This window comes from Mesorhizobium sp. M6A.T.Ce.TU.002.03.1.1 (assembly GCF_003997275.1).
GTDB lineage: Bacteria > Pseudomonadota > Alphaproteobacteria > Rhizobiales > Rhizobiaceae > Mesorhizobium > Mesorhizobium mediterraneum.
The window spans coordinates 110,585-122,790 of record NZ_RZTI01000001.1 but is presented as its reverse complement, the minus strand read 5'-3'; the positions used below and the strand labels follow the sequence as shown (position 1 = coordinate 122,790).

Annotated in this window: 12 protein-coding genes; 5 read left to right on the top strand and 7 right to left on the bottom strand. The window is 62.3% G+C overall.

The genetic code is table 11. The features are described 5' to 3' along the window. Positions 1–29: 29 nt before the first annotated feature. Complete coding sequence (gene mscL, locus EOC93_RS00570; RefSeq protein WP_095488029.1) at positions 30–449, bottom strand: large conductance mechanosensitive channel protein MscL; 420 nt, start codon at positions 447–449, stop codon at positions 30–32. Between the two features lie 239 nt (positions 450–688). Between mscL and EOC93_RS00565 the strand changes: the two genes are divergently transcribed. Beyond that, the gene (locus EOC93_RS00565; protein WP_095488027.1) at positions 689–4,177 is read left to right on the top strand and encodes a PAS domain-containing hybrid sensor histidine kinase/response regulator; all 3,489 of its coding nucleotides are present in this window, start codon (positions 689–691) and stop codon (positions 4,175–4,177) included. Positions 4,178–4,212: 35 nt separating this feature from the next. Here the strand turns inward: EOC93_RS00565 and EOC93_RS00560 are convergent, their stop codons facing one another. Further along, the gene (locus EOC93_RS00560; RefSeq protein WP_095488092.1) at positions 4,213–4,872 is read right to left on the bottom strand and encodes a response regulator transcription factor; all 660 of its coding nucleotides are present in this window, start codon (positions 4,870–4,872) and stop codon (positions 4,213–4,215) included. A 116-nt stretch (positions 4,873–4,988) separates the two neighbouring features. Next, entirely contained in the window at positions 4,989–5,426 is a 438-nt protein-coding gene (locus EOC93_RS00555; protein WP_126103692.1) for a hypothetical protein, read from the bottom strand. A gap of 109 nt (positions 5,427–5,535) precedes the next feature. On the opposite strand from EOC93_RS00555, the gene EOC93_RS00550 reads away from it, so the two are divergent. Further along, on the top strand, positions 5,536–5,886 hold the full coding sequence (locus EOC93_RS00550) for a DUF952 domain-containing protein (protein WP_164758999.1): 351 nt from the start codon (positions 5,536–5,538) through the stop codon (positions 5,884–5,886). Further along, entirely contained in the window at positions 5,883–6,959 is a 1,077-nt protein-coding gene (locus EOC93_RS00545) for a quinone-dependent dihydroorotate dehydrogenase (protein ID WP_127203571.1), read from the top strand. Before EOC93_RS00550 ends, EOC93_RS00545 begins: the two co-directional genes overlap by 4 nt. Positions 6,960–7,033: 74 nt before the next feature. Here the strand turns inward: EOC93_RS00545 and EOC93_RS00540 are convergent, their stop codons facing one another. Both EOC93_RS00540 and EOC93_RS00535 read right to left on the bottom strand, forming a co-directional pair. Beyond that, positions 7,034–7,312, bottom strand: a complete 279-nt coding sequence (locus tag EOC93_RS00540) for a hypothetical protein (protein ID WP_095488021.1) — start codon at positions 7,310–7,312, stop codon at positions 7,034–7,036. Positions 7,313–7,340: 28 nt separating this feature from the next. Further along, positions 7,341–8,678: an MATE family efflux transporter gene (locus EOC93_RS00535; RefSeq protein ID WP_127203602.1), complete on the bottom strand. Its 1,338-nt coding sequence runs from the start codon at positions 8,676–8,678 to the stop codon at positions 7,341–7,343. 117 nt (positions 8,679–8,795) lie between these two features. On the opposite strand from EOC93_RS00535, the gene EOC93_RS00530 reads away from it, so the two are divergent. Beyond that, positions 8,796–9,698 carry a histone deacetylase gene (locus EOC93_RS00530; RefSeq protein WP_127203570.1) on the top strand — a complete coding sequence of 301 codons (903 nt, stop codon included), beginning with the start codon at positions 8,796–8,798 and terminating at the stop codon, positions 9,696–9,698. Between the two features lie 52 nt (positions 9,699–9,750). On the opposite strand, the gene EOC93_RS00525 is transcribed toward EOC93_RS00530, so the two are convergent. Next, entirely contained in the window at positions 9,751–10,014 is a 264-nt protein-coding gene (locus tag EOC93_RS00525; RefSeq protein WP_095488019.1) for a DUF6460 domain-containing protein, read from the bottom strand. A gap of 41 nt (positions 10,015–10,055) precedes the next feature. Continuing rightward, positions 10,056–10,454, bottom strand: coding sequence for a hypothetical protein (locus tag EOC93_RS34550; protein WP_245461341.1), 399 nt, complete (start codon positions 10,452–10,454; stop codon positions 10,056–10,058). On the opposite strand from EOC93_RS34550, the gene EOC93_RS00520 reads away from it, so the two are divergent. Then, positions 10,353–12,152 carry an acyltransferase family protein gene (locus EOC93_RS00520; protein WP_245461340.1) on the top strand — a complete coding sequence of 600 codons (1,800 nt, stop codon included), beginning with the start codon at positions 10,353–10,355 and terminating at the stop codon, positions 12,150–12,152. The two genes, EOC93_RS34550 and EOC93_RS00520, sit on opposite strands and share 102 nt — an antisense overlap. Positions 12,153–12,206 lie beyond the last annotated feature (54 nt).

Genomic DNA, 12,206 nt, shown 5'->3' with positions numbered 1-12,206 from the left:
GGTTTTGGTCCAGAGATCTTGCCCCTGCGCTATTTCCTGGCGAGGAGATCGCGAATTTCGGTGAGGAGCGCAACATCGGCCGGCGGCGCGGCAGGGGTGGCGGGCTTTTCAGCTTCTAGCCGCCTGCGCAGATTATTGACCGCCTTGACCATCAAGAAGATGATGAAGGCGAGAATGATGAAGTTCAGCACCACGGTGATAAAGCTGCCATAAGCGAAAACGGCGCCCTGTTTCTTGGCATCCGCCAGCGACGTGGCATTGACGGCAGAGGACAGCGCGAAGAAGTAATTGTTGAAGTCCAGTCCGCCCAAAATTGCGCCCACGATCGGCATGATGATGTCGTTGACCAGCGAATCGACGATTCTGCCGAAGGCAGCGCCGATGATGACGCCGACGGCCAGGTCCATCACGTTGCCCCTGGAAATGAACTCCTGGAATTCTTTCAGCATTCCACCCTCCTTGTCATGACGGGGCCGTGCTGCCGCTCTACCGCGCCTTTCGGCACCGGCCCACAGGCAAGATAGCAAAAACCTGCGGTTGCAGCATGGGCAAATGACCGGTTTCCACCGGCCAAATTCCCGAAGCCGCAACCATGCTGCGCCGAAAGCCGCGATGGACTTGATCGCCAAGCTGTGATTGCGTCTCAGCCAGGCCGGATGCAAAACCGGTAAGGGAGGATTATCAAGCCGTGCAGGGCTGGTTCATCGTCATCATCGCGATAGCCTATGTGACGTTGCTGTTCGTCATCGCCAGCCTCGGCGACCGGCGCTCGGCGGCATCCGGGCCTGGCCAGGCCCGCCCCTTCATCTATGCGCTCAGCCTGGCGATCTACTGCACATCCTGGACCTTCTTCGGTTCGGTCGGCCTTTCCTCCGAGCGCGGCCTCGAGTTCCTCGGCATCTATACCGGACCGGTGCTGGTATTCGTGTTCGGCTTTCCGCTGCTTCATCGCATCGTCAGGCTGGCCAAGACCGAGAAGATCACCTCGATCGCCGACTTCCTCGGTGCCCGCTACGGCAAGAGCTTTACCGTTGCGGCGATCGCCACGCTGATCGCGACGATCGGCGCGGTGCCCTATATGGCGCTGCAGTTGAAGGCGATTTCCGGCTCGGTCAGCCTGATGGTCGAGCATTATACCGGCTCGCCACCCTCCTTCGATCCTTTCGTCAGTGACATCTCGCTGGTCGTTGCCATGCTGCTTGCGCTGTTTGCAGTGCTGTTCGGCACGCGCCACGCCGACGCCACCGAGCACCAGGACGGGCTGGTGCTGGCGGTGGCGGTCGAAACCGTGGTCAAGCTGGCCGCCTTCCTGGCGATCGGCCTGCTGGTGATCTTCCTGATCTTCGGCGGCCCAGGCGATATGGTCGACAAGCTCGCGGAGAATCCGCAAGTTCAGCAAGCGATGGGCTACAGGACGTCGCTCGCAACCTGGCTGGTGCTGACGTGTTTGAGCGGTTTCGCCATCATCATGCTGCCGCGCCAGTTCTACGTCACCATCGTCGAAAACCGCAGCGAGGCCGAGCTGCGCACCGCGACATGGGTGTTTCCGCTCTATCTGGTGGCGATCAACCTTTTTGTGCTGCCGATCGCGCTCGCCGGCCTGGCGCTGGTCGGCACCAGGACCAGCAGCGACCTCTACGTCTTGTCGCTGCCGCTGCTCAGCGGCCACGATTTGCTGGCGATGGCGGCCTTCATCGGCGGCCTGTCCGCGGCGACCGCAATGGTGATTGTCGAAAGCGTCGCGCTGTCGATCATGATCTCCAACGACCTCGTCATTCCGCTGTTCGTGCGCCGCCTGCTCAGGACCACGACTTCCGAGAACGAGGACTGGTCGGCGCTCATCCTCAACGTGCGGCGGGCGGCGATCTTCATCATGCTGTTCATCGCCTTCCTCTACTATCGCGAGAGCACCGACAGCGCGCGGCTCTCCTCGATCGGCCTGATGTCCTTCGCCGCGATCGCGCAGTTCGCGCCGGCATTGATCGGCGGTTTGATCTGGCGCGGCGCCAACGGCAGGGGTGCTGCACTCGGCATGGTCGCCGGCATCGTCGTCTGGGGCTACACGCTGCTGCTTCCGTCGCTCGTCGCCTCCGATACCGGCATCGTCGTGCACGGCCTATTCGGTTTCGAAGCGTTGCGGCCGCAGGCACTGTTCGGCACCGTCGCCGAGCCGCTGAACCATGGCGTCTTGTGGAGCCTGTCGATCAACACCCTGTTCTTCGTGCTCGGCTCGCTGTCGCGCGCGTCGGTGCCGCTGGAACGCATCCAGGCGTCGATCTTCGTGCCGCGCGAGGCGAGCCCGATGCCCAGCCTGCGCCGCTTCCGCACCACCGTCACCGTCAATGGCCTCAAGGACACGATCGCGCGTTATCTTGGCGTCGAACGTACCGAGCGGTCCTTTCAGACGTTCGAAGAGAGCAGTGGCGTTTCGTTGCACGGCAACGAGCAGGCCAGCATGGACGTCATCCGCTTCTCCGAGCAGCTTCTGGCGAGTGCCGTCGGCTCCTCCTCGGCGCGGCTGATCCTGTCGCTGCTGCTGCGCCGCAACGACCGCGAATCCAAGGATGCCTTCCGCCTGCTCGACGACGCCACCGAGGCGCTGCAGCACAATCGTGACCTGTTGCAGATCGCGCTCGACCAGATGGAACAGGGCATTACCGTCTTCGACAGGGATTTCCGGCTGATCTGCTGGAACCGCCAGTATCGGGCGCTGTTCGACCTGCCCGACGAGATGGGCCAGGTCGGCGTCTCGCTCGATCGCATCCTGCGCTACCTTGCCGAGCGCGGCGACATTCCGGCCGACCAGAGGGTGGCGATGCTCAACCGCCTCACCAGTTTCGTCAGCCCCTGGCAGATGGAGCTGAAGACCAGCGGCCGCATCCTGGAGTTGCGTTCCAATCCGATGCCGGACGGCGGCATCGTCGCCACCTATGCCGACATCTCCGGACGCGTCGAGCAGGATCTGGCGCTCAAGCGCGCCAATGAATCGCTGGAACAGCGCGTCAAGGACCGCACCGTCGAACTGACCCGCGTCAACGAGGAGCTGGCACAGGCGCAGATGCTGGCCGAGGAGGCCAATCTCGGCAAGACGCGCTTCCTTGCTGCCGCCGGCCACGACATCCTGCAGCCCCTGAACGCCGCCCGCCTCTATTGCTCGTCGCTGATCGAAAAGGCCGGCAAGGGGCGGGCCGGCAAGGCGGCGATCAACATCGAATCCTCGCTGGAATCGGTCGAGACCATTCTCGGCGCGGTGCTCGATATCTCGCGCCTCGATGCCGGCGCGATGAAACCGGACGACACCGTCTTCAGCTTGGACGAGCTGCTGCGACAGATCGGCAACGACTTCCAGCCGCTTGCCGCCGAGAGGAAGCTCGGCCTGACGATCGTGCCGTCGTCGCTCAGCGTGATGACGGATCGCAATCTCCTACGCCGCCTGATCCAGAACCTCGTATCCAACGCCGTCAAATACACGCGCCGCGGCCACGTCCTGGTCGGGGTGCGGCGGCGCGGCGAACTGGTCGAGATACAGGTGATCGATACCGGCATCGGCATTGCCGGCGACAAGCTGAACACGGTCTTCCGCGAATTCACCCGGCTCGACGAGGGTGCGCGCGAGGCCGAAGGCCTCGGCCTCGGCCTCTCGATCGTCGACCGCATCGCTCGCGTCTTGCGCCTCGAAATCCGGATCTTTTCGAACCCGGGCAAAGGCACGCGCTTTTCCGTCATCCTGCCGGTCGCGGCAGCGCAGGAGCCACGCCGCGAGATCGTGGCGAAAGCGTCGGTCCGCACCGCAGCTTCGCTTGCCGGGCTCCGCGTGCTCTGCATCGACAACGACGCCCGCATCCTCGACGGCATGCGGCTGCTGCTCGAAGGCTGGGGCTGCAGCGTCGACACATTTTCCGGCTCTGAGGATCTCGGGAGATCCGTCATGCATCGCCCCGACATCGTGCTTGCCGACTACCATCTCGACGGCGAGACCGGTCTCGAAATGATCGCTAAACTGCGCGCGATCCACGGCCAGGACATGCCGGCCGTTCTGGTCACTGCCGACCGATCGAGCGAGGTGCGCGCCACCGCCGCCAGGCTCGACGTGCCGGTGATCAACAAGCCGCTCAAACCGGCGGTGCTGCGCTCGATGATGGCCAGGGTAAGGCCACTGGCGTCGGCGGCCGAGTAACGATCACAACATTTTGTTGACCCCGGGTGCCGAGGTCAGATGGCTGCCGGCAGCGGGTCGCTGCCGATCTTGGACAGCAGGATCACCGCCTGGGTGCGGCTGTCGACGCCAAGCTTCTGCAAAATGGCTGAGACATGCGCCTTGATCGTCGCTTCGGAGACACCGAGTTCGTAGGCGATCTGCTTGTTGAGCAGCCCTTCGGCCAGCATGCCGAGCACGCGCGTCTGCTGCGGCGTCAGCGTTTGCAGCCGCTTGATCAGATCGGAGATCTCGGGATCGCGCTCGACGCCGAGATCGATGCCGGTGGGCGCAGCGATGTCGCCGGCAAGCACCGACTGCACAGCGCTGCGGATCTCCTCCATGCTGGCCGATTTGGAGATGAAACCCGAAGCGCCGAGATCGAGCGCGCGCCGGATGGTCACCGGGTCATCATGCGCCGATACCACCACCAGCGGCACCGTCGGATGGATGCCGCGCAGCGAGATCAGACCGGAAAGGCCGCTCGCGCCCGGCATCGACAGGTCGAGCAGCACCAGATCGACTTCCTCATTGGCCACGACCAGCGCCTTGGCGCTTTCGAAATCGCCGGCCTCGTGAATGCCGGCGACGTTGCCGATGCCGGCAAGCGCCTCTCTCAGCGCGCCGCGAAAAAGCGGATGGTCGTCGGCAATGACGAAAGTGTAGCCTGACGGCACATGGCCCTCCCCGAATCCCATTGATGATTGTCTGCTTCTTACGGGATCAGTCGACGATTATGCGGCGATATCAGCCATTTTCAAGCGGCAAGACTATGCGCCGGGTTGACCGGTGCTCAGGTTTTTTGCGAATTGGGTTTGGCGCCATCTTCGCCGCTGTCCTTTTCCATGTCCTTGACGATACCCATGAAGCCGCGCAGGAAGCGCTCCATGTAGCTCATCGTCTTGTTGAAATCCTCTTCGCTGGGCAACGTCGACTCAAACCGGGCGGCCAGCGAGTTCTCGAGCTTGACGACGCGCTCGTCGAGCGCCTTCACCGAATTTTGCAGCCGGTCGACCTCGTCCTGGAAGGCGGCGCGTTCATCGGCCGCCATCTTGCAGACGAGCTGGCCGGCCCGCTCCTCGCAGATCGACATCGCACCGGTCTGCGTGTCCATGCGGACATAGCCGGTGGCCGATTTTTCCAGCCGGTAGCGGTTCGCTTCCTCGGAAAAGGCCGACGCCGCGACGAGCGAGACGAGCGCTGCGGGGATTAAGACGTGCTGCGGACGCATATTGTCCTCCATGGGCCAGTAGCGCAATTTATCGCATGTTTGCGCCGGAAATGGGGAAGAACTCTGGCGCACCCTTCCCCGCATGGTTGGTTCGGACTATAGCGCAATCATGTCTCAGATTATCTACAAGATAGTACCCGAACCGCTGTGGCGCGAGGCCGAAAGAAATGGCCGCTTCACCGGTGCGCCGATCGACGTCGCCGACGGCTTCATCCATTTTTCCACCGCCGGGCAGGCCAGGGAAACGGCTGCAAAACACTTCGTCGGACAGACCGGGCTGTTGCTGGTCGCGATCGATGGAGCCAAACTGGGTGATGCGCTGAAATACGAGGTTTCGCGCGGCGGCGCGCTGTTCCCGCATCTTTACGGCCCGCTCGACCTGAAGGCCGTCGTCTGGGTGCAACCGTTGCCGCTGGGCGCCGATGGCCTCCACCAATTCCCGGCGCTGGAGGCCGAATGAGCGTGCTTGACCGGCTCGGCCAGAGGCTCCTGTTCGCATTCGATCCGGAAGCCGCCCACGGCCTGTCGATCGCCGCACTGAAATGCGGGCTGCCGGTGGCCGGGCGACCGGTGCGCGACGATAGGCTGAAAGTCAGCATCTGCGGTATCGATTTCCCCAATCCGCTCGGCATGGCTGCCGGCTACGACAAGAACGCCGAGGTTCCCGATGCCCTGCTTGGCCTCGGCTTCGGCTTTGCCGAGGTCGGCACGATCACGCCGCTGCCGCAGGCCGGCAACCCGAAGCCGCGCATTTTCCGGCTGACATCGGACGAAGCGGTGATCAATCGGCTGGGCTTCAACAATGAGGGTCACGAAGGCGCCGAGAAACGGCTTGCCGCCCGCAAGGGCCGCGCCGGCATCGTCGGCGTCAATATCGGCGCCAACAAGGACAGCGCCGACCGCGTCGGTGACTATGAACGCGGCGTTATCAGGTTTGCGCCATACGCGACCTATCTGACGGTCAACATCTCCTCGCCGAACACGCCCGGCCTGCGCAACATGCAGGCGCGCCAGCAGCTCGGCGAGCTCTTGTCGCGCGTCATGGCCGCACGGGCGGCAGCGGCCGCGCAGCCGCCGGTCTTCCTCAAGATCGCGCCGGACCTGGTCGAGGCCGAGCTCGAGGATATCGCCGCCGAGGTCACCGACAAGGCAATAGACGGCGTCATCGTTTCCAACACGACGATTGCGCGGACTGGCCTGCGCAGCGCCGGCCTTGCCGGCGAGACCGGAGGGCTTTCGGGAAAACCGCTATTCGAGCGCTCGACCATCGTGCTGGCCAAGATGCGCAAACTGCTTGGCCCGGACCGCGCCATCATCGGCGTCGGCGGTGTCGATTCCAGTGAGACGGCGCTGGAAAAGATCCGCGCCGGCGCCGATCTCGTCCAGCTCTATACCGGCATGATCTATGCCGGGCCCGCACTGCCGGGCCGCATTCTTTCCGGAATGATCCGCTCCGTGGAAAAAGAGCGGCTCAAATCTGTCCGCGATCTGCGTGACCGCCGCCTCGACTTCTGGGCGTCGAAACAACTGTAAACTGCTCTAAAAAGCGTAGTGTCTCAGTTCGAGATGCATCCGCTCACGACCCATTTGCGCTCATTCGTTCAGGGTCAATTGCGACTGACGATCCGCTCGCAGGTGGCGCCGCCGATAGCAGGCAACAACCCAAAAAGAAGCAACTGGGCAGTTCCGCCGACACCAAAAATTGCGGAGAGAATGAACGCAACGAGCAGCCCCAGCGCCGCGCCTAAGACATATGGCAGGTAACTTCGCACAGTTTTCCCCAGAGCAATTGCTGCATCAAGCTGCTGGAAAGCGTAACAAAATCGACTGGACGTGCAAGCGATCTGCTGACGCCAGAGCCTGTGGAAAATAGGATCGCTTTCCACCCTGTGCCGAATGTGACCAGGACACTGCCTAAAACGCCGCCCGGATCCGCAAGCGCAAAATGGCAAGCAGGCTGAAGCCGCGCACCAGCAGGAAGACGTGCAGCGCCGCCCACAGGCCGTGATTGCCGAAGGCCGGCGCCAGGATGAGCAGGGCAGCGCTGAAGACGAGGAACGACAAGAGCATCATGTTGCGCATATCGCGCGACCAGGTCGCACCGATGAAGACCCCATCCATCTGAAACGCCAGCACGCCGCTGAGCGCGGTGAATGCCGCCCAAGGCAAATAGATGTCGGCAACGGCGCGAACATCTTGTGACGTCGTGATCAGGGCGATCAGATCGGTACCGCCCAGCAAAAGGACAAGCGTCGCCGTGGCCGCCAGCCCGAAGCCCCAGAACAGGGTCAGCCGCACCGCCTGCCGGAATTGCATGGCGGCACGCGCGCCGATGGCCCGCCCGGCGAGCTGTTCGGCTGCCGTGGCGAAACCGTCGAGGAAATAGCCGGCGATAAGGAAGAAGTTCATCAGCACCGCATTGGCGGCCAGTGTCACCGTCCCGAATTGTGCGCCCTGGCGGGTGAATAGCGCGAAGGCAGCGAGCAGCGAGAACGACCGGATCATGATGTCACGGTTGAGCGACGCCATGCGCAAGAATGCCGGCAGATCGAAGACGCGATGGCGCGGCAGCCGGGGTGCCGCCCAGAAACGCCTGATGACGATTGCCAGGCCGAGCAGCATGGCGACGAATTCACCGGTGACGGTCGCCCAGGCGACGCCGGCGACGCCCCAGCCGAGCTCCAGCCCCAGCAGGATGCAGAGCGCGATGTTGATGCCGTTCAGCACCAATTGCAGCATCAGTCCCAGCCCGCCCTCGCCGCGCCCCAGCACATAGCCGAGGATGGCGTAGTTGATCAGCGAGAACGGAGCCGCGAGCAGCCTGATGCGGATATAGACGGCCATCGCTTCGCTGACGCGCGGCTCGGCATCCATGAACCACTGTCCGGCGGTGGCGAACAGTGGCGCAAGGGCGGCAAGCACGATGCCGGCAACGACCGCGATCAGCACGGCACGCCAGAACACCGCCTGTTCCTCCAGTTCGTCGCCACGTCCAAGCGCCTGGGCGACGAGGCCCGTGGTGCCGGAGCGCAGGAAATTGAACGAGGTGAAGACGACGTCGAAGACCAGGGCACCCGCCGCCAGGCCACCGAGAAGGGCAGCGTCGCCGAACTGGCCGATCACCGCGGTGTCGACGATGCCGAGCAGCGGCGTCGTCAGATAGGCCAGCGTCATCGGCACCGCGATGGCGAGCACCGAGCGGTTGGTGACGACAAAGGACCGTCTGTTGGCCGTTGCTGACACCTGATCCAGGACCCGACCCTCATTGCGGCTTGCTCGAATGGCCGATGTGCCCCAGTTTCCCGACGCCGCGCAATCTTTCATCGCGTCATGGTCAACCGAAACCCGCTTCTGGCGCACCGAGCGCTCATGCCACTGCAGATCGTTCATCATCCCGACTACGACGCCGGTTTTGCCGTCAACCATCGCTTCCCGATGAGCAAATACCCATTGCTGATGGAAGCCCTGAGCGCGCGCGGACTTGCCGGGCCCGAGGCGCTCAGCATGCCCAGGCCGGCGCCGGCATCATGGCTGAAGCTTGCTCATGCCGCCTCGTATGTCGATCAGGTGCTGGCCTGCGAAGTGCCTGAAAAGATCGAGCGCGAGATCGGCTTTCCGGTGGGTCCGCGGGTCTCGCTCAGGGCGCAGCTCGCAACGGGCGGCACGGTGCTGGCGGCGCGGCTGGCGTTGCTGAACGGCATCGCCTGCAACACCGCCGGCGGCAGCCATCATGCGCGGCGCGCGCAAGGCGCCGGCTTCTGCACCTTCAACGATGTTGCCGTGGCTTCGCTGGTGCTGCTTGCCGAAGCTGCCGCCCGCAACATCCTGATCGTCGATCTCGACGTCCATCAGGGCGACGGCACGGCGGACATTCTGGGCGATGAACGGCGCGTGTTCACCTTTTCCATGCATGGCGACCGTAACTATCCGGCGCGCAAGATCGCTTCCGACCTCGACGTCGCCCTGCCCGACGGCACCGGCGATGCGGCCTATCTCGAAAGGTTGGGCGGCATTCTGCCGGAACTCACCGCCAGGGCGCCCTGGGACATCGTTTTCTACAATGCCGGGGTCGACGTCCATGCCGATGACCGGCTTGGCAGGTTATCGCTGTCGAACGAGGGGCTGCGCGCCCGTGACGACATGGTGATCCGTCATTTCCGCGCGCTCCGCATCCCGGTCTGCGGCGTTATCGGCGGCGGCTATTCGACTGACGTGGCGGCGCTTGCCGCGCGCCATGCCATCCTGTTCGAAGTGGCATCAGGCTTCGCGTGAGGCCTGACCGATTGAGCATGATCCTTGCCGAACCGCAGGTTCGGGGCCATACCTATTTCCGGTAGTTGGCGATCCTGAGCAGGAGGAAGGCCGGAATGACGATCGCCGCGCCCAGCAGGATGTAGCCGAGGAAACGGTCAATGGCGCGGAAGCCCAGATTCCAGAGATCGACGAAGAAATTCCGGATGCCGTAGAGCACATCCACCGGCGACCAGCCGAAAGCGTTCATGACAAGGCCGACGAGGAACGATACCACCAGCAGCTTCAGAAGCACCCGGAGCGGCGTATCGCCGAGAAAGCGCGTCAGTGCGGACAAGGCGTGTCTCCAGATTCGGTTAACCCGATTCGGGTACAGGTTCAGAAATACGCACTTGCCGCGCTGGCATCAAGGTGGTCGCTGAATCCAGTTGCTCCGCACGGCGGTTTGCGGATTGTCTGCTCGCCGACCTTGACACCTATGTTGCAGCGCAGCAAAATTGGAGGACAGAGGGTAATCCGTTGATATTGATCTGCCAGACTCATCGCCCGACTATGGACGGACTGCGCCGTCTCGCCGTGACCTGCGAACACAGGGCTTCTTGAATGAAGTACAGGCGCGATATCGATGGCCTTAGGGCTGTTGCGGTGCTGCCGGTTGTACTCTTCCATTTCGGAATCTCGGCAATTCCAGGCGGCTTTACCGGCGTCGATATCTTCTTCGTCATATCCGGCTACCTGATCACCGGAAGTCTTCTGGACGACCTTGAACGCGGCCAATTTTCGATCGTCAGCTTCTACTGGCGCCGTGCCCGGCGCATTCTGCCGGCTCTGATCTTTGTCACGCTTCTCACCTGTATTGCGGCATTGTTCATTCTTCTGCCGTCAGATCTGCATGAATTCAGTCTCAGCGTCATAGCGGCCTCGACTTTCTGGTCGAACATCTATTTTTGGAAAACGTCAAATTACTTCTCCATCGATGCCGAGCTCCGACCGCTGCTGCATACGTGGTCGCTTTCGGTCGAGGAGCAGTACTATATCTTTGCCCCAATCCTGATGTTCCTGATCTATCGCTATTTTGCGAAGCGCTGGCTGACAGCACTCCTGCCGATCATTCTCGGCAGCTTCGTGCTGGCGGTGATGGCGACATGGCTGGCGCCAAGCGCGGGATTCTACCTGCTGCCGACACGGGTCTGGGAACTCATGCTGGGCGCTGTGCTCATGCTGAAACGGCCCCCGCCGTTGAGCAATCGATTTCTTATGGAACTGGTGGGGCTGGCCGGATTTGGCCTTCTCGCCATCGGGTTCTTCGCGATTTCGGAGAGCGACCCGTTCCCGGGCTACAACGCTTTGTATCCGTGCCTCGGAACGGCACTCCTCATCTATGTCGGCCAAAACAGCCCCTCGACGATCGCTAGCCGCATACTCGAAGTCCGACCGCTGGTCTGGATCGGTCTCATCTCGTATTCGCTGTATCTTGTTCACTGGCCGATCAATGCGTTCGCGCACTATCTTTCATTGCAAAAACTCGACCCGTCGATGACCGTTGCGATGACGGTTGCAAGCTTCGCATTGGCTGCATTCTCCTGGAAGTATATCGAGCAGCCGTTTCGGCAGAAAAGGAGCTTCACCGCCCCGATGCCCATCTTCGCCTTTTCAGCCGGCGCGATCGCTCTTCTTTGCGTTGGCGGGGCGACCGGGGCGCTCGGCAACGGTTTTCCGCAACGGTTTCCGGACTATGCCCAACAGCGGATCCCTGTCGGGGACTGGCTCAAGGGCACCTGTTTCAACGAGGGCTCCAGCCGGATCGAAAGCTGGAACATCAAGGACTGCACACGCACTCGCGGCTTCCCTACAACCGTTTTGTTGTGGGGCGACTCGTTTGCCGCCCACTATGTATCGGGCCTGGAGGCCAACATAAATCAGCTTCAGGCCAACGTCGTCGAATACACATACGCAGGCTGTCCACCAATCCTCTCTTACTTCTCCTATGCACGCCCGGATTGCATGCGGTTCAATCAGCAGGCCCTGAAAGTCATCCAGGACGCCGGCATCAAGACGGTTGTACTCAGCGGCCGGTGGACCGACTATGAGGCCAGGAGTTTCGACGGTCTCCAGCAAACGATCGATACGCTTCATGGCCTGGGTGTGCGCGTGTTTGTCATCGGCCAGTCTCCGCAGTTCATAACCGACGTTCGGAAAATCGCATTCTTCGCAAAGCGCGGAAATCTCAGTGATACGTCCTGGCCGATGGCCATGGATCCCGACATCAACAACCGCGTGCGCTCATTTACCAAAGGCGCCACCTTCATCGATCCGCTCGAATTCCTCTGTAGCGCAGGACGCTGCTCCTACGCCGACGCAGGCCAGTTTCTCTATTTCGACTATGGCCATTTCTCCTCGATAGGGGCCACGCGGGCCATTGCGAAATACTGGCCGGTGTTTGCGGTAGACGATGCCCTTGCCACGACGAAGTAGCGGCGGGCGGCGGGCAAAGCTCGAATGCGCGCTTAACGATTGCCCGAACGCCGG

Bases quoted from the DNA above. Each gene is read 5' to 3' on its own strand.
- mscL (WP_095488029.1), bottom strand. From the start codon at position 449: ATGCTGAAAGAATTCCAGGAGTTCATTTCCAGGGGCAACGTGATGGAC.
- EOC93_RS00550 (WP_164758999.1), top strand. From the start codon at position 5,536: ATGTCTCAGATTATCTACAAGATAGTACCCGAACCGCTGTGGCGCGAG.
- EOC93_RS00545 (WP_127203571.1), top strand. From the start codon at position 5,883: ATGAGCGTGCTTGACCGGCTCGGCCAGAGGCTCCTGTTCGCATTCGAT.
- EOC93_RS00530 (WP_127203570.1), top strand. From the start codon at position 8,796: ATGCCACTGCAGATCGTTCATCATCCCGACTACGACGCCGGTTTTGCC.
- EOC93_RS00555 (WP_126103692.1), bottom strand. From the start codon at position 5,426: ATGCGTCCGCAGCACGTCTTAATCCCCGCAGCGCTCGTCTCGCTCGTC.